Source organism: Bacillus pumilus, from assembly GCF_009937765.1.
Taxonomy (GTDB): Bacteria; Bacillota; Bacilli; order Bacillales; family Bacillaceae; genus Bacillus; species Bacillus pumilus_O.
The window spans coordinates 2,621,180-2,647,391 of record NZ_CP047089.1; the positions used below are offsets into that span (position 1 = coordinate 2,621,180).

The 26,212-nt window shown below is 42.6% G+C and carries 23 protein-coding genes; 18 read left to right on the forward strand and 5 right to left on the reverse strand.

Going from position 1 to position 26,212, the window contains the following annotated elements; all coding sequences use genetic code 11:
• Positions 1-5: 5 nt before the first annotated feature.
• Positions 6-770, reverse strand: a complete 765-nt coding sequence (locus GPS65_RS12820; RefSeq protein ID WP_012010188.1) for a DeoR/GlpR family DNA-binding transcription regulator — start codon at positions 768-770, stop codon at positions 6-8.
• A gap of 122 nt (positions 771-892) precedes the next feature.
• Between GPS65_RS12820 and GPS65_RS12825 the strand changes: the two genes are divergently transcribed.
• The 10 genes from GPS65_RS12825 (at position 893) to GPS65_RS12870 (ending at position 13,005) form a co-directional block, all read left to right on the forward strand.
• Complete coding sequence (locus GPS65_RS12825) at positions 893-1,699, forward strand: tyrosine-protein phosphatase (protein WP_012010187.1); 807 nt, start codon at positions 893-895, stop codon at positions 1,697-1,699.
• A gap of 24 nt (positions 1,700-1,723) precedes the next feature.
• Positions 1,724-3,262 carry a glycoside hydrolase family 10-like protein gene (locus tag GPS65_RS12830; protein WP_041815598.1) on the forward strand — a complete coding sequence of 513 codons (1,539 nt, stop codon included), beginning with the start codon at positions 1,724-1,726 and terminating at the stop codon, positions 3,260-3,262.
• A 142-nt stretch (positions 3,263-3,404) separates the two neighbouring features.
• Positions 3,405-4,547, forward strand: coding sequence for an acyl-CoA dehydrogenase family protein (locus tag GPS65_RS12835; protein ID WP_012010185.1), 1,143 nt, complete (start codon positions 3,405-3,407; stop codon positions 4,545-4,547).
• Between the two features lie 42 nt (positions 4,548-4,589).
• Positions 4,590-6,227, forward strand: coding sequence for an AMP-binding protein (locus GPS65_RS12840; protein ID WP_012010184.1), 1,638 nt, complete (start codon positions 4,590-4,592; stop codon positions 6,225-6,227).
• Between the two features lie 8 nt (positions 6,228-6,235).
• Positions 6,236-7,585, forward strand: coding sequence for an acetyl-CoA carboxylase biotin carboxylase subunit (locus GPS65_RS12845; protein ID WP_012010183.1), 1,350 nt, complete (start codon positions 6,236-6,238; stop codon positions 7,583-7,585).
• Positions 7,582-7,797 (forward strand): acetyl-CoA carboxylase biotin carboxyl carrier protein subunit, encoded by a 216-nt coding sequence (locus tag GPS65_RS12850; RefSeq protein WP_012010182.1) that lies wholly within the window; start codon positions 7,582-7,584, stop codon positions 7,795-7,797. The genes GPS65_RS12845 and GPS65_RS12850 overlap by 4 nt, the downstream gene beginning before the upstream one ends.
• Before the next feature lie 11 nt (positions 7,798-7,808).
• Complete coding sequence (locus GPS65_RS12855) at positions 7,809-8,717, forward strand: hydroxymethylglutaryl-CoA lyase (RefSeq protein ID WP_012010181.1); 909 nt, start codon at positions 7,809-7,811, stop codon at positions 8,715-8,717.
• Positions 8,718-8,731: 14 nt separating this feature from the next.
• Positions 8,732-9,514: an enoyl-CoA hydratase gene (locus GPS65_RS12860; RefSeq protein ID WP_012010180.1), complete on the forward strand. Its 783-nt coding sequence runs from the start codon at positions 8,732-8,734 to the stop codon at positions 9,512-9,514.
• A gap of 18 nt (positions 9,515-9,532) precedes the next feature.
• The gene (locus tag GPS65_RS12865) at positions 9,533-11,056 is read left to right on the forward strand and encodes an acyl-CoA carboxylase subunit beta (protein WP_119124969.1); all 1,524 of its coding nucleotides are present in this window, start codon (positions 9,533-9,535) and stop codon (positions 11,054-11,056) included.
• A 14-nt stretch (positions 11,057-11,070) separates the two neighbouring features.
• On the forward strand, positions 11,071-13,005 hold the full coding sequence (locus GPS65_RS12870; protein ID WP_041815594.1) for an AMP-binding protein: 1,935 nt from the start codon (positions 11,071-11,073) through the stop codon (positions 13,003-13,005).
• Positions 13,006-13,034: 29 nt separating this feature from the next.
• On the opposite strand, the gene cysI is transcribed toward GPS65_RS12870, so the two are convergent.
• Together cysI and GPS65_RS12880 are read right to left on the reverse strand one after the other, a co-directional pair.
• On the reverse strand, positions 13,035-14,753 hold the full coding sequence (cysI, locus tag GPS65_RS12875; protein WP_119124968.1) for an assimilatory sulfite reductase (NADPH) hemoprotein subunit: 1,719 nt from the start codon (positions 14,751-14,753) through the stop codon (positions 13,035-13,037).
• Between the two features lie 37 nt (positions 14,754-14,790).
• Complete coding sequence (locus tag GPS65_RS12880; protein WP_119124967.1) at positions 14,791-16,611, reverse strand: assimilatory sulfite reductase (NADPH) flavoprotein subunit; 1,821 nt, start codon at positions 16,609-16,611, stop codon at positions 14,791-14,793.
• A 180-nt stretch (positions 16,612-16,791) separates the two neighbouring features.
• Between GPS65_RS12880 and GPS65_RS12885 the strand changes: the two genes are divergently transcribed.
• On the forward strand, positions 16,792-17,466 hold the full coding sequence (locus GPS65_RS12885) for a hypothetical protein (RefSeq protein ID WP_161985435.1): 675 nt from the start codon (positions 16,792-16,794) through the stop codon (positions 17,464-17,466).
• A gap of 179 nt (positions 17,467-17,645) precedes the next feature.
• On the opposite strand, the gene GPS65_RS12890 is transcribed toward GPS65_RS12885, so the two are convergent.
• Positions 17,646-19,073 (reverse strand): aldehyde dehydrogenase family protein, encoded by a 1,428-nt coding sequence (locus GPS65_RS12890; protein WP_119124965.1) that lies wholly within the window; start codon positions 19,071-19,073, stop codon positions 17,646-17,648.
• Between the two features lie 211 nt (positions 19,074-19,284).
• Here GPS65_RS12890 and GPS65_RS12895 point away from each other — a divergent pair, with 211 nt between their 5' ends.
• From GPS65_RS12895 to GPS65_RS12905, 3 genes are read left to right on the forward strand one after another with little or no spacing between them, the layout of a single operon-like run.
• The gene (locus GPS65_RS12895; RefSeq protein WP_012010174.1) at positions 19,285-19,710 is read left to right on the forward strand and encodes a DMT family transporter; all 426 of its coding nucleotides are present in this window, start codon (positions 19,285-19,287) and stop codon (positions 19,708-19,710) included.
• A 13-nt stretch (positions 19,711-19,723) separates the two neighbouring features.
• Complete coding sequence (locus tag GPS65_RS12900; protein WP_012010173.1) at positions 19,724-20,404, forward strand: Crp/Fnr family transcriptional regulator; 681 nt, start codon at positions 19,724-19,726, stop codon at positions 20,402-20,404.
• A gap of 21 nt (positions 20,405-20,425) precedes the next feature.
• Complete coding sequence (locus GPS65_RS12905) at positions 20,426-20,911, forward strand: DMT family transporter (protein ID WP_012010172.1); 486 nt, start codon at positions 20,426-20,428, stop codon at positions 20,909-20,911.
• A 10-nt stretch (positions 20,912-20,921) separates the two neighbouring features.
• On the opposite strand, the gene GPS65_RS12910 is transcribed toward GPS65_RS12905, so the two are convergent.
• Positions 20,922-22,328 (reverse strand): phospholipase D-like domain-containing protein, encoded by a 1,407-nt coding sequence (locus GPS65_RS12910; RefSeq protein ID WP_041815589.1) that lies wholly within the window; start codon positions 22,326-22,328, stop codon positions 20,922-20,924.
• Positions 22,329-22,487: 159 nt separating this feature from the next.
• On the opposite strand from GPS65_RS12910, the gene GPS65_RS12915 reads away from it, so the two are divergent.
• From GPS65_RS12915 to GPS65_RS12930, 4 genes are all read left to right on the forward strand, one after another.
• Positions 22,488-23,264, forward strand: coding sequence for a MurR/RpiR family transcriptional regulator (locus tag GPS65_RS12915; RefSeq protein WP_012010170.1), 777 nt, complete (start codon positions 22,488-22,490; stop codon positions 23,262-23,264).
• A gap of 130 nt (positions 23,265-23,394) precedes the next feature.
• Entirely contained in the window at positions 23,395-24,309 is a 915-nt protein-coding gene (pfkB, locus tag GPS65_RS12920) for a 1-phosphofructokinase (protein WP_012010169.1), read from the forward strand.
• 12 nt (positions 24,310-24,321) lie between these two features.
• Positions 24,322-25,737 carry a PTS fructose transporter subunit IIC gene (locus GPS65_RS12925; protein WP_012010168.1) on the forward strand — a complete coding sequence of 472 codons (1,416 nt, stop codon included), beginning with the start codon at positions 24,322-24,324 and terminating at the stop codon, positions 25,735-25,737.
• Between the two features lie 15 nt (positions 25,738-25,752).
• On the forward strand, positions 25,753-26,211 hold the full coding sequence (locus GPS65_RS12930; protein WP_012010167.1) for a PTS sugar transporter subunit IIA: 459 nt from the start codon (positions 25,753-25,755) through the stop codon (positions 26,209-26,211).
• The last annotated feature ends 1 nt before the right edge of the window (position 26,212 follow it).

Consider the following 26,212-nt stretch of genomic DNA (forward strand, 5'->3'; position numbering starts at 1 on the left):
TACGTCTACTCATTTGATAAAGGCGTGGCAAACTGTACATCATGCTCTTTTCCATATTGAAGATAGTCATCACTTGGCTGCTTATTCGTCACGACGACATCAAGATCTTGCAAATGACAAAATGTGGTCAAAGCGTAATGATTAAATTTACTATCATCCACTAATAAAAACGTTTTGGCACTTTTTTCAACCACTGTCTTTTTAATATCCGTTTCAAGAGGGGATGAATTCGTGACTCCGTGGTCAATCGATAAACCAGTTGATGCGATAAAGGCTTTATTGACATTGTAAGCTTTCAAACGCTCTACACTTTGATAGCCAACGAAAGAATTCGTTTTTCTCTCAAGCATCCCGCCGGTAGAAAAGATCGTCATATTTTCATAAGGCATTGCCTGTGTGATGAAATCTACATTATTGGTCACAACTGTCACCTGTTTGTCAGTCAAATAGGGGAGCATCTCAAGTGTTGTCGTACCAGAATCTACAAATATCATATCCCCATTCTCCACAAAAGCAGCTGCTGTTTGACCAATCAATTGCTTTTTACTGAGCTGACGAGTCTTTCGCTCCTGATAGACCACTAACGTTGAATGATTCACAGCCACTCCGCCATATACTTTTTTGAACACGCCGGACTCCACCAATGCTTGTACATCTCGGCGTATCGTGTTTTTTGAAACGCCAAAATGCGCCACAAGCTCATCTAGTGAGGCAGATTCTCGGTCAAACACATACTCTTTGATTTGCTGAATCCGTTTTGTTTTGATCATGCTACATATCTCCAATCCAACCGAATGTGCTTTTTCCATTATACCAAATGGCTTCTCTTTTCCCCATCTCGATAAAAGCGTATGATAGAGAAAAGAACGTAACGGAAAGGACTTTCACTTCTATGAATCAATCAAACAACCCATTTGCGAAGCTTGCGAATTTTAGAGAAGTAGGCGGACTTCAGACAACAGATGAAATGGTGATCAGAGAGGGGATGATTTATCGATCCGCAGACTTATCCCATCTGACAAAACAAGATATCGAGACGTTTTCAACCCTTGGTGTTCAAACCGTTTGTGATCTCCGTACAGCCTCAGAACGAAAATCACATCCGCCAAAAATCAAAGAACATGACAAAATCGTCCATATTCCCATGCATCCTGACAGTAAGATGCCAAGTAAATGGGTCATGTTCCGTATGCTAGTAGCAGAAGGGAAATCTTTTACTTTCACACCGATTATGAAAGATTTATATCAAAGCATGCTCACAGAGCGTAAAGAAGAAATTCAGCAGCTGTTTAAACTGCTTTCAGATAAAAGCAATTACCCGCTGATGCTTCACTGCACAAGCGGTAAGGACCGGACAGGATTTTTATCTGCCCTCATTCAATTAGCAGCAGGTGTACCGGTATCTGCCGTTTTAAGTGAATACATGCGCTCTAATGAAGGGGTGAAAATGCTTGTCAGAAGGCAGCAGCGATTTGTCCGCATGATGAGTTTATACCGGGTGTCAAAACAGCAAATTCAGCCTCTTCTCGGCGTGCAGCAGGATTATCTGGAAGATGTGCTAAACGAAATGATGGAGACATATGGGAGTGCAGAAAGGTATTTAATTGAGGCTTGCGACATACCTGAAGCCCAGCTAAAGGATATGAAAAACATCCTGCTGACACCATCTGCTGGCATTCGATCTCAAAAAGCGGAATAAACTGATGATGAGGTGATGCAAAAAATGGTGAAAAAGATCAGTATGGCGTGTCTAACACTAATTTTGATGTTTGTCTTCTTATTGATTCCATCTAGCAGTCTAGCTCGTCCAATGCCAAAAGGAAAACTTGAAAGCACAAGAGAGATGCGCGCGGTATGGATCGCATCGGTTTATAACTTAGATTGGCCTTCAAAGAAAGGACTGCCTGTCAAAGAGCAGAAAGAAGAGTATATTCATTTGTTAGATGAGATCAAAGCGATGAATATGAATGCTGTGATCATGCAAATTAAGCCGACAGCAGATGCCTTTTATCCTTCTGAATATGGGCCGTGGTCCGAATATTTGACCGGCACGCAAGGGAAAGACCCCGGGTATGATCCGCTTGATTTCATGATTGAAGAAGCTCATAAACGCGGTCTCGAATTTCACGCTTGGTTTAACCCGTATCGCATCACAATGAATCATACAGACCTGAGCCGTTTATCAGCCGATCACCCGGCAAAAAAACATCCTGATTGGACCATAGCGTACGGAAATCAGCTTTATTACAATCCTGGTATTCCTAAAGCACAAGAATTTATTGTCGGCGGTATAGCAGAAGTCGTGAAAAACTACGATGTTGATGCAGTGCATATGGATGATTATTTTTATCCGAATAAAATAGCCGGTGTGCCGTTCCCAGATCAAAAAACGTATGAAACATATGGAAAAAAGGCATTCACACATATAGAAGATTGGCGAAGAGATAATGTGAACCAATTGGTCAAGCAAATCAACGACACCGTGAAGAAAGTAAAGCCGTATGTGAAATTTGGCATTAGCCCATTTGGCGTCTGGCGCAATATAAAGGATGACCCGACTGGTTCAAATACGACAGCAGGGATGACCAATTACGATGATTTGTATGCTGATACAAGAGAGTGGATTCAGCAGCACGATATCGATTATGTCACCCCGCAAATCTACTGGAGCATCGGTTTTCAGGCAGCCGCCTATGACGTGCTCACGAAATGGTGGTCAAATGAAGTGAAGGGAGAGCCTGTTCATCTGTACATTGGTCAGGCGACCTATAAAATCAATCAAAACAGTGATCCTGCTTGGTCTGATCCTGAAGAATACTTTCGGCAGATCCAGCTGAACAGGCAGTCACCTCTCGTTCAGGGAAGCATGCACTTTAGCCTAAAAGATATCAATCGCAACCCTTTGAATGTCAAAAACCGATTGATAGAAGACGCCTACCGGAAGCCGGCTCTCATTCCAGAAATGCCTTGGCTTCATCTGAAAGCGCCAAAAAAACCAATCATTCAATCTATTAAAAAAACAGCAGACGGTACGGCTTTACAGATCAAAAATGATCCGAGGTCTACCGCATCCTATTATGCGGTCTATCGATTGACGACAAAAGGAACATACGAATTGCTTCAAACTGTTAAAAAAGAAACCGGTACGCTAACATCTGTCAAAGATCTTTCAGTTCACCAGAATAAGAGCGATACTTACAAAGTAACGGCTCTCAATCGTCTTCATCACGAAAGCAAGCCTTCTACAAAAAGAGTGAGATAATGAGAAAGCATGAATGAGGATTTCCTTCGTTCATGCTTTTTTCTATTATTTTTGTTTTAATTTTCTGAATTCACCCAAGCTTGGCATGAAGCAGCCACTTGATTAATAAATATGATAGAAAAGAGCCAAAGGGGGAAAAAAGATGGATTTTGAATTAACGAAAGAACAACAAATGATCCGCCAGATGGTCAAAGAATTTGCTAAAGCAGAAATTGCACCACTCGCTCAAACCATTGATGAACAAGCTGTATTCCCAGCCCAAACTTTTCAAAAAATGGGGGAGCTCGGCTTGATGGGTATTCCATTTCCAGAGAAATACGGAGGATCAGGGGGAGATACAATCTCATATGCACTCGCTGTAGAAGAAATCGGAAAACAGTGTGCGAGTACAGGTCTTAGCTATGCCGCAGCCGTTTCCTTAGGTGCAAGCCCCCTTTATTACTTCGGTACAGAGGAACAAAAAATGGACCACCTCGTTCCGCTGGCATCTGGAACAGCACTCGGTTCCTTCGGATTAACGGAGCCAAATGCAGGATCAGATGCTAAAGGAACAAAAACAAAAGCGGTCAAAGACGGACAAGAATATGTGATCAGCGGGGAGAAATGCTGGATCACAAACGCCAATTTTGCCAGAACCATTATCGTTACCGCTGTATCGGATCACGATGAGCACGGCCGCCCGATCATCTCCGCCTTCATTGTAGAAAAAGGGCAAAAAGGGCTAACCATTACAAATCCATACGACAAAATGGGGGTGCGCGGTTCAGATACGGCTGAAATCATTTTAGATAACGTACGTGTACCAGCACATCATATATTAGGAGATCCAAACAAAGGCTTCAAGCAATTTTTATACACGTTAGACGGTGGGCGAATTTCGATTGCTGCCTTATCTGTTGGAATCGCGCAAGCTGCACTAGATGCTTCTCTCTCTTATGCAAAGGAAAGAAAGCAATTTGGGCAGACCCTTTCTTCCTTCCAAGCCATTCAGTTTAAGCTGGCGGATATGGCGATGCAAATAGAACTCGCTAGACAAATGGTGTGGAAAGCGGCCTGGCTGAAAGATCATGGCAAGCCATTTACTAAAGAAGCTGCCTACGCAAAACTTTTCGCTTCAGAAATGGCGACAAAAGCAAGCCTCGATGCTGTCCAAATTCACGGAGGAACAGGCTATATGAAAGAGTGCGGGGTAGAGCGGCTTGTGAGAGATGCCAAGCTCATGGAAATTGGAGAAGGCACCTCTGAAATTCAGCGTTTAGTCATTGCAAGACAATTGTTAGCTTAATTCTATAATGTAAACGCTTACCATCGATGAAGGAGGAAAATCATGATGTCGATTCATCCGCAAACGATCGGCTCCCTACTAAAAGAGAAAAAGGAGCAGCACCCAGCACATGAAGCCATTGTGTATCCAGAACGTTCATTACGTTATTCATACGAAGCGTTTTTTAGAGAGGTCAAGGAAACAGGGAAAGGTCTTATGGCATTAGGTGTTCAAAAAGGCGACCACATTGCCATCATGGCACCTAATGTACCTGAATGGCTCATACTGCAATTCGCCTGCGCTTCTATTGGAGCTGTTCTTGTCACCGTGAATACGAACTTTCAATCACAAGAACTCGCATACTTACTAAAGCACTCTGATAGCAGCATGCTGTTTATCGTTGACGGGTTTAAAGAGACATCATATGTCAGGATGCTTGAAGACCTCATTCCAGAGCTTCAAACAGCTCACCAAGACGACATCACTTCAACAGCTTTTCCATATTTAAAAAGTGTCGTCTATATTGGTGAGCACACGCCAAAGGGTATGCGGAGCTGGGACAGTATTCAAGCTGCTGCCAAAAGAACGGAGAATGATGAATGGGAGAAACGAATGGAGGAGCTGACGCCTGATGACGTCATTAACATGCAGTATACGTCAGGGACCACCGGCTACCCAAAAGGTGTCATGCTCAGCCATACAAACATCGTCTGCAATGCTAGTCAAATCGGAGATTGCATGAAGCTCACACGTGATGACCGCATGTGTATCCCTGTGCCGTTTTTTCATTGCTTTGGGTCTGTTCTTGGTGTACTGGCTTGTCTCACAAAAGGTGGCACGATCATTCCAATTGAATCTTTCCACCCAGAGCGCGTCCTTCAAACAGTGGAAAAAGAGAAGTGCACAGTTCTTCACGGCGTCCCGACAATGTTCATCGCAGAGCTAGATCACCCGAATTTTCACAAGTACAATCTGTCCACATTACGCACTGGCATTATGGCAGGATCTCTCTGTCCATCCCATGTGATGAAAGCCGTCATTGAACAAATGGGTCTGAAGGAGCTCACGATTGCTTACGGCCAGACAGAAAGCTCTCCTGTCATTACCCAAACAAGAACGGATGATTCATTTGAAAGGCGGGTTCAAACAGTCGGCCGGGCGCTTCCTCACATCGAAGTGAAAATCACCGCGCCAGGTACCCCAGATGAAGTACTAAGAGGAGAACAAGGCGAGCTATGTACGAGAGGCTATCACGTGATGAAAGGCTACTATAAAAATGAAGAAGCCACAAATGAAGTCATTGATGAGGACGGGTGGCTGCATACAGGAGATTTAGCGGAGATGGATGAGGATGGCTATGTGAAAATCACCGGACGGCTGAAAGATATGATTATTAGAGGCGGGGAAAATGTTTACCCAAAAGAGATTGAAGACGTTCTTTACACGCATCCAGCCATTCTTGATGCACAGGTCGTCGGTATTCCTGACGAGACTTACGGAGAAGAAGCCGCCGCATTCATTCGGCTCAAACAAGGTCACACTGTGACGATTGAGACATTAACAAGCTACTGTCAATCACAAATGGCACGCTACAAAATTCCGAAATATTTTTTCATCACAGATGAGTATCCAATGACCGCCTCAGGGAAGATTCAAAAATTTCGTCTGAAAAAACAGGCGCTTGATCTAATAAAGGAGTGAGGGCAGCGATGTTCAAAAAAGTACTGATTGCCAATCGAGGCGAAATTGCTCGTCGAATCATTCGGACTTGTAAAAGGCTAGGGATCAACACCGTGGCTGTTTATTCAGAGGCAGATCAGCATGCGCTTCATGTGCAAGAAGCAGACAGCGCCTATCTCATTGGAGGCGCAAAAGTATCTGAAAGCTATTTAAACATGGAAGTGATCATCGAGATTGCCAAGCAGACAAATACAGATGCCATCCATCCTGGCTATGGCCTTTTATCAGAAAATGCAGCCTTTGCTGAACGATGCCGCAGCGAAGGAATCGCTTTTATTGGTCCATCTGCCCAGGTCATTCAGTGCATGGGCAATAAAATTGAAGCAAGAAAAACGATGGATCAAGCGGGAATCCCCATTGTACCTGGCGTTTCAGCACCTCTTTATGACGCAGAAGAAGGAGTCAGTAAAGCGCAGTCACTCGGTTACCCGATCATGCTCAAGGCATCAAGTGGAGGCGGAGGTATCGGCATGCAGCTTGTCCGAAATGATGAGGAGCTGCGTAAAGCTTTTGAAGGAAATCAAAAAAGAGCGCAAAGTTTTTTTAACGACGGGACGCTTTATATGGAAAAGGTCATTGAAGATGCGCGTCACATTGAAATTCAAGTCCTTTTTGATTCATTCGGCCATGGGGTTCACTTATTTGAGCGCGACTGTTCACTCCAAAGAAGACACCAGAAAATCATCGAAGAAGCACCAGCTGCCTGTCTCGATAAATCCGTAAGACAAGAGATGGGACAAATGGCGGTGAAAGCAGCCAAAGCCATCGGCTATGAAAATGCAGGGACAATTGAATGTTTAGTCGATCAAAACCAACACTTTTACTTTCTTGAGATGAACACGAGATTACAAGTAGAACACCCTGTCACAGAAGAAATTACAGGAATTGATCTTGTTGAAGAGCAGCTGAAAATCGCAGCATCAGAGCCGCTTTCCTTTAATCAGGAGGACATTCATCAAATCGGGCATGCCATCGAGGTCAGAATCTATGCGGAGGATCCCGTCACCTTTTATCCGTCACCAGGAACAATCACTCGGCTATCTATGCCAGAAGCTCCCTATATACGCCATGAATCAAGTGTGACAAGTGGGAGCGTCATTACCCCATATTACGATCCAATGATTGCGAAGATGGTCGTTTATGGTGAAACACGAAAACTTGCAATAGAACGATTAAAAGCAGCGTTACAAGCATATGAAATAGAAGGGATCAAATCCAACTTACCGCTTTTAAGAGAAATGGCGGGATCATCTGCTTTCTTACATGGCAGCATCACAACCGATTTTCTTATGAAAAAAAGGGAGGGAAACCGTTCATGAAAACAGTCACGATACAAATGGCGGGAAACTTATGGAAGCTTCTTGTGAAACAAGGCGATGAAGTGCAAAAAGGGCAGGAGGTCGCTATTTTGGAATCAATGAAAATGGAGATTCCTATAGTGGCAGAAGAGACGGGTTTTATTAGCAAAGTGTATAAAGCAGAGGGAGAATTTGTCGATGAAGGGGAGGTTCTTCTAGAGCTGACAGAATAGGGGGGAGAGAGATGGCATTACCAAAGCGTGTACTTATTAGGGAGGTCGGCCCGCGGGACGGTTTGCAAAATGAATCCACTTGGCTAGACACAAGCGAGAAACAAAGGTGGATTGAACTACTCACAGCAGCCCGGCTTCCTTATATTGAAGTCACCTCATTTGTTCATCCTAAATGGGTCCCAGCTTTAAAAGACGCCAAAGAACTAGCCCAATCCTTACACAAAAAAGGTGACATCACCTATGCTGCACTTATACCTAACGAAAAAGGGTTAGCTCACTTTTTTGAAGCAAATCTTGATACAGGCGCTATGTTTATCTCTTCGAGTGAAACGCATAACAAAAAGAACATGAATCAATCCATCCAAGAAACACTTCCTGTCATCAAACAAATGACAGCTGATTTAAAAGCAGCAGGAAAACACACACGCGCATATATTTCCACCGTGTTTGGCTGCCCTTATGAACATCAAGTGCCGATGGATCAAGTGTTGCGGTTAACGGAAATGCTGCTTTCTTATGGCATTGATGAAATATCACTCGGTGACACCATTGGCGAAGCCCACCCCCTTCAAGTAGAAAGGCGCTTAGACATTTTACTTGAACGTTTTCCAGCTGATAAAATCGCTCTTCATTTTCACGATACGAAAGGGATGGGGCTTGCCAATATTTATACAGCATTAAAAGCCGGAATTACCATATTTGACGCCTCTAGCGGTGGGCTAGGTGGCTGTCCATATGCGCCTGGTTCTAGCGGAAATGTCGCAACAGAAGATGTCGTGCATATGCTTCAAAAATTAGGAATCGATACCAATATCAATTTTCCAGCATTGATAAAAGCGGCAGAATGGATCGAAACAAAAGTAGACCGCACCCTGCCTAGTCATTGTTTACGTGCTTTTCACTCTCATACTACTTCATAAAGGATGAATGTGACATGACATCATTGGTCAATTTTACGATACAAGATGAACAGATTGGGATCATAACCTTAAACAGACCAGAACAAGCAAATGCCCTTTCTGCTGCGATGCTTGAGGAGATCAATCAGCTCATTCAAGAAATCAAACACGATGAAAGCATCCGCTGCCTGCTCTTGACAGGAGCTGGTTCTAACGTCTTTTGCGCAGGTGCTGATTTAAAAGAGCGACGATTAATGACAGAGGAAGAAGCAAAAGAGGCAGTTCTGTCAATTCAGCAAACCTTTACGGAGATTGAATCCCTTCCTGTACCTGTCATTGCCGTCATAAATGGACACGCACTCGGCGGAGGACTTGAACTCGCACTGGCTTGTGATATTCGCATTGCACGAGCCGGAGCAAGACTCGCCCTTCCAGAAACTGGACTAGCTATCATACCAGGAGCAGGAGGAACGCAGCGTCTCCCGCGCCTCGTCGGACTCGGTAAAGCAAAAGAGATCATTTTCACAGGTGCTTCATTACAGGCTGAAGAAGCCATTCAAATAGGACTGGTTGAGCACCTCTCATTAGCAGATTCCCTAATGAATGACGCCATTTCTCTCGCAAAACAAATTTCAAAAAACGGTCCAATTGCTTTAAAAGAAGCGAAACGAGCGATTCAAATGAGCCTTGATCACGATCTACGTACAGGTTTGATGAAGGAATACGAAGCCTATTTACGGCTCATTGATACAGAAGATCGAAGGGAAGGCCTTCAAGCTTTTCAAGAAAAACGAGCGCCTCATTACAGGGGCAACTAGCAAGAAAGGGGAATGGGCATGATCGAAGAATTTGAATTGAAAAAACAGCGAATTGTCAAAGGAGGGGCCGAGCGATACCATCAAAAAAACAAAGAAAAAGGAAAATTGTTCGTCCGCGACCGGCTCCAGTTGCTATTAGATCAGGATTCGTTCATGGAGGATGCAATGTTTGCCGAGTGTAAAGATGAGCATTTACCAGCAGATGGTGTTGTCACAGGGACGGGACGGATGAACGGGCAAACCGTATGCGTAATGGCAAATGATTCTACTGTCAAAGCTGGATCGTGGGGCGTCAAAACCGTTGAAAAAATCATCAGAATCCAAGAAACAGCGGAAAAACTCAACTGCCCGATGCTGTATTTAGTTGACTCTGCGGGTGCAAGAATCACCGATCAAATTGCAATGTTTCCAGGCAGAAGGGGAGCGGGACGTATTTTTTATAACCAGGTAAAGCTTTCTGGACGTATCCCGCAAGTTTGTTTACTATTTGGCCCTTCTGCGGCAGGAGGTGCTTACATTCCTGCTTTTTGTGACATCGTTGTGATGGTCGAAGGGAATGCCTCGATGTATTTAGGCTCTCCGAGAATGGCTGAAATGGTGATTGGAGAAAAAGTAACGCTTGAAGAAATGGGCGGCGCAAACATGCATTGCAGCATATCAGGATGTGGTGATATTTTAGCCAAAACAGAAGAAGAAGCCATTCAAATCGCTCGCGACTATTTAACTTACATGCCTGCCAACTATACAGAAAAACCAAAACCGGCAGCAGCAAAAGCACCTAAAGCATCTGAGATGACCATCCAAGGACTTATTCCTAAAGGGCAAAATACCCCTTTCGATATGTATCAGCTCATTGATTTACTCATTGATGAAGGGTCTTTTTTTGAAATCAAAAAACTGTTTGCCGCAGAGCTGATCACAGGATTTGGCCGAATGAACGGGCAGCCTGTCGGTCTGATTGCCAACCAGCCGAGGGTAAAAGGCGGGGTGCTGTTCCATGACTCAGCTGATAAAGCCGCTAAGTTTATTCAGCTTTGTGACGCCTTTCATATCCCGCTCCTTTTCCTTGCGGATATACCGGGATTTATGATCGGAACAAAAGTGGAACAAGCTGGTATTATTAGACATGGAGCGAAAATGATCTCCGCTATGTCAGAGGCGACCGTTCCAAAAATATCGGTCATTGTGCGAAAAGCTTACGGTGCAGGTTTATATGCAATGGCAGGACCAGCGTTTGAACCAGACTGCTGTCTCGCTCTTCCATCGGCACAAATTGCTGTCATGGGACCCGAAGCGGCTGTAAATGCTGTCTATGCAAATAAGATTGCCGAATTGCCTGCTGAAGAGAGAGCTGCATTTATCCAAGAGAAGCGCAAGGAATATCAAGAAGATATGAATATATATGAGCTTGCCTCTGAAATGATTGTCGACGGCGTCATCCCGTTTGACCATCTGCGAAATGAGCTTTGTCACCGATTCCATGCCTATTCCTCAAAAGAGATGACATTTACAAGACGAAAACATCCGGTCTATCCGGTCTAAAGGGGGACATCCTCATGATGAACCTGAAACCAGTATGGAAACCGGAAGAGCAGATGATCAAACAGACACGTCTTTACAAATGGATGCACTCACTTGATTTTTCTACTTATGATGCATTCTACAAAGCTAGTATCGAGCGTACGGATTGGTTTTGGAGAGAAGCTGAAAAGGCGGTCGGTATCAAGTGGAAAGTTCCATATGAAGCTGCATTAGGTCAAGATTCATTCATGTGGCCGAAGTGGTATAAAGGCGGGCAACTCAACATAACCGAAACGGCCGTGGACAAGTGGGCAGAGAACGAAGAAGCGCAGCATCAGCCAGCCGTGATTTGGAAAAACGAGATGGGAGAAGAGAGGAGATGGACGTTTCTCGATCTTCAGGAAAAAGTAAATCGCCTTGCTGCTGGCTTTTTGAAGAATGGGCTTCAAAAAGGAGATGTGGCCGTCATTTATATGCCGATGCTTCCTGAAACGGTTGCTGTCATGCTAGCCTTTGCAAAAATTGGTGTTATCTTTAGTCCTGTCTTCTCCGGTTATGGAAGCGAGCCTCTTGCGGTGCGTATTCGTGCGTCAGGTGCAGCTATTGTCGTCACAGGCTCAGGCATGACGCGCCGCGGAAAGAAGATCAATATGCGAGAATGTGCGGCAGAAGCCATAGACAAAACCTCAACCGTCAAAACCGTCATCGTACACACCTTCTCTGAAACTGAATATGAAGGGGATATCAGGCTTAATGATTTATTAACAGAAGACCCGATATGTGAAACGACCTATCTCTCAAATGAAGAGCCTCTCATGATCTTATACACTTCTGGAACAACGGGCACGCCAAAAGGAGCTGTCCATACACACGCAGGCTTTCCTGTAAAAGCAGCTTTTGATGCTGGTCTTTGTATGGACGTTGCAAAAGGAGACCGCTTGTTTTGGCTCACAGACATGGGCTGGATGATGGGGCCATTTCTCGTCTTTGGCGGCTTGATCAATGGAGCTGCGATTGTTTTATATGACGGCGCACCCGATTATCCAGATGAACAGCACCTCTGGTCATTTATTCACGAGCAAAAGGTCACCCACTTTGGGCTTTCACCTACGTTTGTTCGATCCGCGATGCAGCAAGATCTTGCAAGTATAAAACTACCCCATGTCAAAGCCATCATATCTACAGGTGAGCCGTGGAATGAAGCACCATGGCAATGGCTTTTTGACAAAATTGGTCACAAGCATATTCCAATTCTAAACTATTCAGGAGGAACAGAAGTCTCTGGTGGAATTGTAGGAAGTACGCTGCTTCGCCCAATTAAGCCAGTCCTCTTTAATGCGGCAATCTTAGGAATGGCAGCTGATGTATATAATGAAGAAGCTGAGAGCGTCATAAATGAAGTAGGAGAACTCGTTGTGAAAAAGCCTTGGGTCGGCATGACATGCGGGTTTTGGAAAGATCCTGAACGTTATGAAGATACGTATTTCAAACGATTTGATGGGGTGTGGACGCATGGTGATTGGGTGGTGCAATCAGATGATGGCACGTTTCATATCACTGGCAGATCAGATGATGTCATTAATACAGCAGGAAAACGTGTCGGTCCAGCAGAAATAGAATCCATTCTTGTCGGGCATCCAGCAGTACACGAGGCAGCAGTGATTGGGGTCAAGGATGAGGTGAAAGGGGAGGCACTCGTGTGCTTCATCGTGACCGGCCCGCAGTCTTGTGACGAATCAAAATTGATTCAAGAACTCAAAACTCATGTTGGTTCATATGCGGGAAAAGCGCTCACGCCAAAGGACATTCATCTGATTTCAGCTTTACCGAAAACAAGAAACGGAAAAATCGTCCGGCGCTTATTAAAAGGAGCTTATGAACAGCAACCTTCACCAGATCTTTCTTCTTTAGACAATCCTCATGTATACGAAAGTATTTGTGAGTATTTGAACCGGAAACAGAATCAATAGAAAAAGACAGGAGAGAGTCCTGTCTTTTCCTATTGCACATGAAAGTTCGTGCCATCTGTTGTTTCTTTGACAATCCCTGCTCGAACAACAAAATCACCGAAATGTTCTTTTTCTTCTCGCTCTTTTGCATAGCGTGGGAGAAGAGAGCCAAGCTCATTTAAAATCTCTTCCTCACCAACATTTTCACGGTACAGCTTACTTAATCTGCTACCATCAAACGCAGCGCCAAGATACATGTTGTATTTGCCAGGTGATTTCCCGATAAAGCCAATTTCACCTAGCGCATGACGGGCACATCCATTAGGACAACCAGTCATACGAATCGTGATTTCTTTATCACTTAAGCCGTTTTCTTCGACAATCTCTTCAATTTTGTCAATCAAGCGCGGGAGGTAGCGTTCTGCTTCTGCCATCGCTAAGCCGCATGTCGGAAGAGCAACACAGGCCATTGAACTACGGCGGAGTGCAGAGTGCTGCTGACCATCTGATAAACCGAACTCCTGTATAAGCTGCTCAATTTGTTTCTTTTTATGAGAAGTGACATTTCCAATGATCAAATTTTGATTTGCTGTTAAGCGGAAGTCACCTGAATGAATCTTTGCGATTTCACGAATGCCTGTCATTAGAGGATAATCATCATAATCTATGATGCGTCCGCCTTCTACAAACATCGTATAATGCCATCTGCCATTGATGCCTTTTACCCAGCCATAACGGTCACCGTTATGATCAAAGTGATAATCTCTTGCTTCTAAAAGGGCAAACCCGAGGCGGCGCTCCAGCTCTTCTTTTACATTCTCAAGACCAAGGCGGTCCACCGTATATTTAAAGCGGGCATTTTTTCGCACGGAACGATTTCCGTAGTCACGCTGAATGGTAATCACTTGTTTTGCAATCTCTACGACCTGTTCTGGTGTACAAAAGCCAATCACTTTTGCAAGCTGAGGATAGGTCGCTGTATCACCATGAGTCATACCCATGCCGCCGCCAATGGCGACATTAAAGCCGATCAATTGTTCATTTTCGATGATGGCAATGAAGCCTAAATCTTGCGAAAAGACATCAATATCGTTAGCAGGAGGGACCGCCACACCAATTTTGAATTTCCTTGGTAAATAAAGCGGGCCATACATCGGTTCAACTTCCGTATCAGGCGTTGCCGCAACCTTCTCCTCATCAAGCCAAATTTCATGATACGCTCTTGTTTGCGGGAGCAAGTCATCACTTAATTTTTTCGCCAGCTCGTATACATCATGGTGCACTTCTGATTGATAGGGGTTTGATGTACACATGACATTCCGGTTCACGTCGCCGCAAGCAGCAATTGTATCAAGCATAGTAGAATGAATGTCTTGAATGGTTTTTTTCATATTCCATTTTAAAATACCATGAAGCTGAAAGGTTTCACGAGTAGTCAGCTTTAACGTTCCGTTTCCATATTTGTGAGCAAGCTCATCCATCACAAGCCACTGCTTAGATGTGGCGATTCCACCAGGCAGGCGTACGCGTAGCATAAATTGATAGGCTGGTTCAAGTTTTTGTTTCTGCCGTTCATTTCTGAGGTCCCGATCATCCTGTAAATAGCTGCCGTGATGCTTCATTAGGCGGTTGTCATCATCAGGAATTCCCGCTGAAATCGGATCAAGCATTACTTCTTTTAACGTACCCCGTAAATAATCACTTTTTTCTTTGATTTCTTCTACGTCGCTCGGAGGTCCTTCCGGCGCTGTTAATGCTGTCTTCACCATGTAAGTAAAAGCTCCTTTCTTTCAAGCATCAAGTCCATTAATATACGTCGCGCTGATAGCGTTTTTGCTGCTGCAAGTTAGCTAGATAGCTTTCTGCTTTCTCTTTGCTCATCGCACCTTCTTCTTGAATAATCGATAGAAGAGTATGATGAACATCATGCGCCATATGCTTTTCATCTCCGCAAACATATACAGAGGCACCTTGCTCTAGCCATTCGAATAATTCTTTACTTTGCTTCTTCATTTGATGCTGAACATATACTTTTTCCTCTGAATCTCTTGAAAAAGCCACATCCATTTTCGTTAAGACGCCATCTTTTAACCACTTTTGCCATTCGGTTTGATATAAGAAGTCCGTCACAAAGTGCTGATCACCGAAGAATAACCACGACTTTCCGCTTGCACCGATTTCTTCTCGTTCCTGCATAAACGAACGGAAAGGGGCAATGCCTGTGCCTGGTCCCACCATAATGATCGGAGCATCAGGGTTTTCAGGAAGCTTAAAGTTTTGATTGTGCTGAATATAAACAGGCAGTGTATCACCTGGTTCCAAGCGCTCTGCACATAAAATGGAACAGACCCCTTGACGTTCTCTTCCGTGCGCATCATATCTCACAGCACCGATCGTCAAGTGAACTTCTTCTTCATTCGCTTTCAGACTGCTTGCAATCGAATAAAGGCGGGCAGGAATTTTTCTTAAAATCGCAGTGAAGTCTGCAGCTGATCCTTCAAAAGGACCAAAGTCGCGCGTAGCATCGACTAAATCTCTTCCTGCTATATACGCTTTTAACTTTTCTTCATTTCCTTCTTTTAAAAGGGCATGGAGGGCTTCATTTTTCGTCAAGTCCGCCAACTTGTGAAGAAGGGGTTTTGTTAACACTGTAATCTCAAAATGTGAGGTGAGTGCTTCTTTTAAAGGAAGAGTCTCACCGTTTTTATGAACAGTTACGGCTTCGTCTGCCTTCCATCCGCATGTCGTGATCAGTTCATCAACAAGCGTAGGATCATTTGTTGGATAAATTCCAAGACTGTCACCCGGTTCATAAACAAGTCCTGATCCTTCAAGTGAAAGCTCCAAATGGCGGGTTTCTTTGTTAGAGCCGCGGCCATTTAGGTTGATATTTTCAAGCACTTCCGCATAAAAAGGATTCGTTCTTGAGTATTCAGAAACTGTTGTTTCGCTGTTTGCTGCCGCTGATTCTTGCGTGAATGCTGCGGCTTCACCTTCGCTAAGTGAAGCTGTAACCCCTTGAAGCCATTCAGAAAACGGCTCATCATAATCAAGGTCACAATCCACTCGATCTGTCAGGCGCGTTCCGCCAAGTTCTTTGAAGCGCTCATCAAATTCTTTTCCAGTCTGACAGAAGAATTCGTAGGAGCTGTCGCCAAGCGATACAACAGAAAAGCTTAAATGATCGAGCTTTGGCGCACGTCTACCATGGACATATTCATGGAAAGACAGAGCATTGTCAGGCGGATCTCCCTCACCATGTGTGCTGACGATCATCAGTAAATTGTGTATTTTTTTCAGATTATTCGGTTTAAAATCTGACATAGAAGAGAGCGTCACTTGAAAACCTTTCTCCTCAAGATGCTGTGCTGTCCTTTTCGCTAATCCTTCAGAATTACCTGTTTGTGAGCCATAAAGGACGGTCACATCTTTACTGACAGGCTGCGCAGGTGCTGCGGCAGAAGGAGAAGGGGATTGAGTAGCTGTTTCTGATCCGGCTAGAGCTGCTTGTGCTGATAAATAACCGGTAAGCCAAATTTTTTGTTGATCTGTTAAAGTCGGAAGCAGCTGATTGAGCAAGTCTGCCTGCTGCTGACTAAAAGGACTGTTCAATACATGAAGTTGCAACGATATCCACCTCACAAGGAATATAAACATAGATTAATTCGATAGGAATTATATATATAGGTTCAATTTGAACTTTACCGAAAGTTTGCCATTAAGTAAAATATATAATGTTGATTGTCATGATTAAGATTATTAATAGCTTTGCATGGTGAAATGAATTTGTTTAGTCAAGGAGGTAATATGAGTATTATTAGAGATTTGGAAGATCCAAAAGTTAAATTTAAATTAGCAAAGAAGGTGTCTATCCATAGAAAAGAATTAGAAAAATTAAATCTGAGTCAAGTTGCAGATTTTCGAATTTATGCGAAAGATAAATATGAAAGAGCTGCCAACTTTTCTACAAAAGCTTCGATTATTACAATAACAATTGTGCCAATATTTTTATTTTTGAATTCTTTCTTTAATTCATATTTTAACTTTGGGTTAAATTTTATTTCAAGAAAATACAATTCTAACGATTCGAAATTACTAGATAGCTCACATAAGCTACAAAATGATTTTGATAAACTTTCAGTCAATATATTTGAAACTTATTTATATTTTGCTTCAAGTATTTTAATAGTGGTTTTTATTGTTCTTCTCATTAGAAGATTTGATGTTTCCAAAAAAAATAAACTTTTCAATTTAATTGATGAAATATATGTTATGAAATTAAAGCGAGAGGAAAAATTCCAAGAGGATTATAAACAATTGCAAAAGATCAGAGCTATGGATTGGAAAGTAATCTCTTTTGGTTATTATTCTGATCGTTTAGAGATTTTGATGAAATCTCCAAATCGAAAAGAAGCTGAATTTTTTATGTTCTATGAATTAGATCATATTAAAGAAGTTGAAGTAACTTTGGGAATTGGTTGAAAATTAAATCCTCGATTATTCATCAAATAATACTCTTCTTATTAATAAGTATTATCATGATCTAATCATTATGGATAAGAATAAATAGGAGAGTATGAGATGTTCTTAAAATTCGAACTGGGTTCTTATTGTTAAATAAAGAAAGGAGAACAACCCTAAGGTTTTTCTCCTTTCTCAAATTACGCCGTTGGAAGTCCCATCACAGCTTTTACTTCTAAATATTCCTCGATACCGAAGTCTCCCCATTCTCTTCCGATACCTGATTGCTTAAAGCCGCCAAATGGGGCAAAGTAATCTGTTTCGGCATTGTTAATGGTGATTTGGCCAGCGCGAATATGTTCAGCGACATATTTTAATGTTTTTTCATCTTTTCCCACAACATACCCTGCAAGACCATACACTGTATCATTGGCGATCTCAAGAGCATGATCAAGATTCTGATACGTGATGACACTCATGACTGGGCCAAAGATTTCTTCTTGTGCAATGGTCATGTCATTTTTCACATTGGTGAAAATGGTATGCTTGGCGAAATATCCTTTATCGATTCCGTCTAGCTTTCCAGTTCCCCCAGCAAGAAGGGTAGCACCTTCTTCGATTCCTTTTTCAATATAAGATTGCACGGTATCCCATTGTTTTTTAGATACAAGCGGACCTGTAGCATGATCTTCTCTCGGATCACCAACTGTAAACTTCGGTAGGGCGTTCAGTAGCGCTTTTTCAAACTGATCTTTCATTGATTCTGGAATCAGCACACGTGTAGCTGCAGAACACACTTGACCAGTATTCATCGCAATATGCTGAATGGCAGTTTCAGCTGCCACATCCACGTCTGCATCATCTAAGACGATAAGAGGGGATTTCCCGCCAAGCTCAAGAGCGACTTTCTTCACATTGTCCGCTGCGTTTTCCATAATTTTAGAGCCAACAGCACCTGACCCAGTAAATGAAACAAAGTCAATATCAGGATGTGAGCTAATGCCGTCTCCAATCACGTCTCCCGTTCCGTTTACTAAGTTGAAAACCCCTTTCGGTACACCAGCTTCATCAATAATTTCTGCAAGAATCATTGCAGCAAATGGTGTAATTTCCGCTGGCTTTAAGACAACTGTTGAGCCTGCCGCAATGGCTCCTGCGATTTTAAGGGATGTCTGGTTCGTCGGGAAGTTCCACGGTGTAATCAACCCACTGACGCCAATCGCTTCTTTTATAATGGTATGTCCGCCGCGATCTTCGGTAAATGTATAAGATTTAAGTGCTTCCGCCGCTTTAGAAAAATGTTCATAGCCCATTTTATAATGAACTTCTTCTGATACTTTTAGCGGTGCACCGAGCTCTTGTGTCATCACTTCTACAAGTTCATCTTTGCGTTTTTCATAGCCGCGCACAATGTTTTCCAGCATTTTTACTCGTTCATTTCGAGATGTTTTTGAGAAAGAAGGGAAGGCGGAACGAGCTGCTTTGACTGCCTTATCTAAATCCTCTTTTGTTCCTAAACTAATCGTGCCAATAACCTCTTCTGTTGCAGGATTGATGACCTCTGTCGTTTCGTTTCCAGTTGATGCAACCCATTCTCCGTTAATAAAATGTTTCTCTTGATTTCTCATTCTGACATGTCTCCTTTTTGTATGTGATTCATTCAATATTCTGTTTTCAGCTGATATAAAACTGTACCCACTGTGAAAAATCTAAAACGAACAAACTGCAAAAGAAAAAGTTTTTGATATAATACGCAAAGTGGGACATATGTCCTTTTCAACCGGCGGGCATGTATCATTTAATGGTAATAGACTGAAAAAAGAAGGAGCTTTTGAACGAATGAAAGGTGTTATTTTCGCTTTATTAGGAGGCGCTTGTATTACACTACAAGGCGTAGCCAACGCAAGAATTAGCCAGGATATCGGCACATGGCAGGCAGCCACCATCACGCAGCTAACCGGCTTTATCATCTCGCTCGTCATTTTACTCATCGTACGAGACGGACACTTCAGGGAATATCGGAAGGTGCAGCCACTTTATTTAATAGGCGGCGCATTTGCTGCGATTATTATTTTTAATGAAGTCACTGCGATTCAAATTATCGGCGTGACACTCACTATCGCAGCGTTACTGATTGCACAGCTTGCTTTTACCTTTGCAATCGATGCAAAAGGGTGGTTTGGTGTACAGAAGAAGAAAATGAAATGGCCTCATTATGCTGGAATTTTATTGATGGTCACAGGGGTGATCATTTTAAAACTATAAAGGAGGGCATCAGATGGAGGAGCTTCATGATGAATCTCTTTTTGCCTATTATATGAAGGCACATCAATTAGAAAGTGTCTTTCATCAAAAGCTTATGTCACACGTAAGTTTGTGTCGCTATGAGCAAGGGGAGCTCGTTTGTTCAAAAGGAGATAAGAGGGAGTACCTGTACTTGTTAGTGAAAGGAAAATTAAAGATTTTCACAACAACAAAAGAAGGAAAAACCTTTATTCTTAGCTTCAAACATCCCCTTGAAGCGATTGGAGATATTGAATACGTTCAGCAGACTGACATGGTCAATACAGTCGAAGCGGTCACAGAAGTACATATGTTAAGGGTTTCTCATCAAGCGCTCATGCGCCATGCGAAGGATGACCCGCGCGTGTTAAATTTTCTGCTAAAAGGGATCACAAACAAATTTTATACAAAATCAAACGATTTAAGTTTCCACCTGTTATATCCTGTAGAGGTCAGGCTTGCAAGCTACTTATTATCTGTTGTCACAAGTGATGAAAGCGCAAGCGCCCTTCGTCTCACTGATGCGGCAAGTTTAATCGGTACAAGCTACCGTCATATTAACCGAGTCATTCAGCAATTCTGTGAAAAAGGATTGATAGAAAGGCGGAGAGGAAATATTACGATTTCTGATCGTAAAGGGCTCCTAGAAATAGCAGAGCACAACATTTATGAATAAAGGAAATGAAGGGATTTTTATATGATCATAGGAATAGTATTAGCCATTACGGCTGGCGCACTCGTCAGCTTACAAACCATTTTTAATAGTAAGGTCAATGAAAAAACAGGCTCTTGGTCAACTACAACCCTCGTTCTTGGAATGGGCTTTATTGCTTCACTCCTGATGGGGCTCTTACTAGAGGGAACTGGCATGTTTCGATTAAGACATATGGAAGCGTGGTACTGGATCAGTGGGGCCATTGGGGTAGGTGTGGTCATTTGTCTTGTTCAGAGTATTAAACGTCTTGGACCGACTTATGGCATCTCGATTGTCCTCACGTCACAGCTGGGCTGCGCGCTTTTGTTTGATTCACTTGGCTGGCTTGGATTAGAAAAAGTAGAATTTTCTTTAACAAAACTTTTAGGTGTTATGGTGATTGTTGCTGGCATCTTGGTGTTTAAATTAACCAAATTGGAGTCTGCAGAAACAGATCAATCGCAAGAAAAAGGGCTGCCACAAGAGTAGCTGCCCTACTTTATATCAATCGCCGCCATAAAACCGTTATCGCGGATAATCCATTTAACAGGAGCCTTTTCATCAAAGGCTTTTTTTTCTGTCCATAAGCGTTCGTCTGGTAGACAGTTCGATCTTTAGCAACGAGATAACTATAGGCAATTTTTCGTTCAATTGCTTGTGTAAGTGATAACGCAAACGGGGCACTGTCAATGACCAAAATTGACTCAGTGTTTAAAAAACTAGACCTCGCATCTAAGTTATATGTCCCAATAATACTCAAATAATCATCAATCACCATTGATTTCGCATGAATGGAATATGGACCTTCGTATTCATACAAATGAACGCCTGTTTTCATCAATTCCTTTTTTGTACTTAAATATCCAGCAAAGGCTAATGGATTTGGCGTCGCCGTAAGAGAATTCGTCACCACTGTCGTCTGGATCTCATTAGGTAAGGGAGTGAGTCCGGATTTCATCGGGCGTGTTGGAATGACATAAGGCGTCTGTATGAGCACAGAACGCTTTGCCCGGTGCGCAAGATCGTTCAGTTTTTTCAGCACAAGTGGCCGCTTATTAAACCGTTCCACAGGATTTGTAAAAAAGGCAATCTGTTTCACAGAAGTGGTATCTGCTGCCCAATTAAAAGACGACATCACAAAAGGTTCTTTCGTGCGCACGGCTTCTTGGTATGATCTGAGCAGCTGTTTTCTTAGCTTTAACCCTTTTTTTGCTTTTGCCTTGGAAAACACATCTTTTGTTCTTTTCGTAAAATCATGATTCCATAAATAAACGAAATATTGCTCCATTTCATCTAACACTTTTCCTTTTTTTGCGTTATAGAGCAGCACATCTCGGTCAAAAGCAAAGTCTTTCGGCGGCTGATCTGCAAAGTATTTATCACCAATATTTCTTCCGCCCATCACAGCCACTCGGCCATCTGCTAGTATTAGCTTATCGTGTAGCCGATTATGCCACGTCCATGGTTTGAACAAACGAAAGGGCTCATAAAAACGAATCGCCATATTAGGGTGATTTGCTACCGCATAGCGTAAATGCTTCAGCGGCCCGCGCAAACTGTGACAGATGCCATCTAACAACAATTGCACTTTCACACCTCGATCAGCTGCTTCAATTAAAGCACCTAATGTCCACTCGGCTGTTTTTCCCTTTTGAATAGAGTAGTAACTGAGGCGGATGATCTTCTTTGCCTCACGAATCATTTGGACCCTCACCTGACCAGATTCAAACCCGTCGTCAAGAAGCATCACTTGATTTGTCCCCTGATCGTCTCCTGAGATAGAAGAGGCTTTATAAATGCAATGTTCTTTGCATGTTTTTCGAACCGGTAAGTAAAACAAAACAAATGCGGTCAAAAATACATAGACAACATAAAGAAGGATGAGATAAAACAAAAGATGAAGCATCATGATCAGCTCCTTTCACACAGACACAACTTTTCCTTAGTGTATGTCAAAATTCAAATTTCACTCATTTTGGCTATCTAATAAAATATATGACAAAAGAATCAGCTTGTTTTTATTGGGTAATTAATTATAGTATGAAATGAGTAAGGGGGAATCGAATTGAATGAACCACTATTTAACATTCCAAGCGAAGTATATCAAACATTAAGTGAAACAGAACGTTATTTACTCCATTATATTCACCAGCATTTAGAGGATATCTCCACCTTATCCATCGTCACATTGAGTGAAAGGGCGAATGTGTCGACAGCCACAATTGTCAGACTGATGAAAAAAATTGGCTACAATGGCTATACATCCTTTAAATATCGATTGAAACAAGAAAAGAAAATGACGGATGCAAGCGACCAGCTCAAAAATATTGATGAAGACATCAAACTAGCGATTCGGAAAAATGAAGAAGAGGTTTTAAAGACGATCCAGCTGCAAAGTATTGGGCAAATTGAAGATGCCGTTCAAAAAATACATAATGCCGAGAAAATTTATATTTTCGGTAGAGGCTTCTCAGAAATGATTGCCAAAGAAATGACCATTAAATTACAGCTCATCGGAAAAACATGCGAAGTGCACGACGACCCGAATATCATTCGGCTGAAATCAAGAGACATCGATAAAAACGAACTTGCGATCTTTGTTTCATTAAATGGTGAAACAGCAGAGCTCGTTGAAGCGTGTCAAAATCTTAGCATGAAGCAAGTCACGACCATTACCGTCACAACAAGAATAGATTCTACATTAAGTAAAATATCAGATATGACTCTAGTCGGATATAAAGGCGAACAGTCTTTCTTTCCAGATTATGAGGTCAGATCGCGCCTGTCTCTTCATGTCATCGCCCGCATTTTACTAGATGCCTACGTGATTCGAATGAAATAACCGATAAAAAAGCCTTCGAGACTTTGATCTGGAAGGCTTTTTATGATGAAAACCTTTACACAATCTGAAAACATTTTCACTCCAGCGTATGAGATACTTTCTTTAGAGAAAAGAAAGAAGGTGAAACCAATTGATATATACCTGCACCTTAAATCCTGCGATTGACCTATATATTGCATTAAAAGAAATGAAGGCAAATGCAGTCAACCGCACAGAAGATGAAGATTATCAGCCAAATGGCAAGGGAGTCAATGTCTCCATTATGCTAAAGAAATATGGATTCACAAGCACTGCATTAGGATTTATTGCTGGGTTTTCAGGCTCTTATATTGAACAATCCTTAAAGGACCTTTCTATTCAAACTGATTTTATCTCAGTTGAAGGAATTACACGCATTAATGTTTTTATTAATACAACAGAAGAATACAAGCTCGTGAACCAAGGACCGGCGATTGAAGAAAAAGCACTTCACGCCTTTCGTGAAAAAATAGCGGCCATCCCGCAGGGGGACATCCTGATTATGTCAGGCAGCCTGCCAAAGGGCGTACCAGCCAGCATTTTTTCAGAAGTAGCAGCTATTTGTCATCAGAACAACGTGAAGTTTATTTTAGACACAAGCTCCGCGGCAGTTCTTGAGACACTTCAATACAAGCCTTATTTATTAAAACCGAATGAAGAAGAAATCGCTGCTTTTTTCGGCAAAACACATCCTATGTCAGAAAAAGAACTCATTCAATCAGGAGAAAAACTCATTGAGATGGGTGCAGAGCAAGTGCTGATTTCCCGCGGGGGAGAAGGGGCTTTGTTCATTACGAAAGACGCTGTCTTAAAAGGAAACGCGCCAACAGGCACTGTGGTAAACACAGCTTGCTCTGGAGATGCAATGCTCGCAGCCTTTCTTAGTAAACAGCTTGAAGGTCATTCACTGGAAGAATGCTTACGTTACGGCATTGCAACAGGCGCATCTACTGCATTTTCTAAAGGCTTAAGTGATTTACATGACATTCATTCATTAATTGATCAAGTACACATTGACAAGATATAAGGGGGAATAGACATGAGCCGCAAAAAAATAGTCGCTGCAACTGGCTGTCCAACAGGCATTGCACACACGTTTATGGCAGCTGAGGCATTAAAAATAGCTGCTGAGCAACTAGGGGTAGACATCAAAGTCGAAACGCACGGTCAAGTAGGAATTGAAAACGCTTTAACTGATCAAGACATTCTGGAGGCAGACGGGGTCATTGTCGCAGCTGACAAAGATGTGAATACAGATCGTTTTCACGGCAAACCACTGATTGAAGTGCCTGTAGCGAAGGGAATCCGCACGCCAAATGAATTGATCCAAGGCATTATCAATGGAGAAGCGCCCGTTCATCAAGTGAAAGGAAGAGCTTCTGGAACAGAAAAAACATCTGCGCCTTCACCATCTCAACAAAAGTCGTCGAATAAGTGGATACACACCATCTACAAACATTTAATGAACGGTGTATCACACATGCTTCCATTTGTTGTTGGGGGCGGGGTCTTAATTGCTTTATCTTTTCTATTCGGTATTTACTCAGCTGATCCTCAGCATGAAACGTATCATCCGTTTGCTGCCTACTTGAAAAATATTGGCGGACTCGGCTTTAGCTTAATGGTGCCTATTTTAGCAGCATTTATCGCTGATTCAATCGCCAAACGCCCAGGGATGGTTGTCGGATTTATCGGCGGCTTGCTTGCAAACGATGGAGGCGCTGGATTTTTAGGTGGTATTATCGCAGGTTTTGCAGCAGGGTATATTATCGTACTTCTTCAATTCCTGCTTCAAAAATTACCTGCATCACTTGATGGATTAAAATCAATCTTCATCTATCCTGTCATTGGTATTTTCTTAATTGGGGCTGTGATGACACCTCTATTAGTTCCAATCACAGGCTTAAATAATTCATTAATGGATTTTCTTTCAGCAGTTCAATCCACGAATCCACTGCTCTTAGGTTTAATTGTTGGAGCGATGTGTGGATTTGATATGGGAGGACCTTTTAACAAAGCAGCCTATGTTACAGGAACGGCTTTACTTGCAGAAGGTAACCTTTACTTCATGGCAGGTGTGTCAGCAGCATGTATCACACCGCCGCTTATCATTGCGATTGCCACAACGATTTTCCGAAAACATTTCACACCGCAAGAACGAAATGCAGGGGCGATCAACTATATTCTAGGAGCGACACATATAACAGAAGGGGCCATCCCATTTGCAGCCAAAAACCCAGTCGTTGTCCTGCCAATTATCATGTTTGGTTCTGCCATCTCTGCTATATTGACGTATCTCTTTGGCGTACAGGTTCCAGCTCCGCATGGCGGGTTCCTTGTCCTTCCAGTCGTCACAGGTGCATTCCAGTGGGTCCTATCCATACTGATCGGATCACTTGTAGGTGCCATTCTATACGGACTTTATCGTAAAAAAATAGACAAACCCGCAGTTTAATAGGGAGGAAGAGAAATGATGGAACATATTTATATGAATCTTCATGAAACCGCGTCGTCACAGGCTGGCGTTTTCGCAGCCATTGCTGACATTGCTTACAAAGCAGGTATTTGTACATCACCAGAGGATGTTAAAAAAGGCTTAGCTGAAAGAGAAGCACTAAGCACAACTGGATTTCAAGATGGATTTGCGATTCCGCATACACAAACAGACGCCATCACAAAACCAGCACTTGTGATCGTACGCACAGAAACAGGTATTGAATGGGACGCTTTTGATGGGAAGCCTTGCTTTTTCTTCTTATCCTTACTGATCCCCAAAAGTGAAGCAGGGACCACTCATCTAAAGGCTCTTTCTGCCCTTTCTCGAGGATTAATGGATGAAGCAAAACGCCAAAAGCTGCTAGAAACAAGAACAAATGAAGACATGCTGACTGTTTTAGAAACAGATATTTTAACGAGAGAGGATGTTTGAT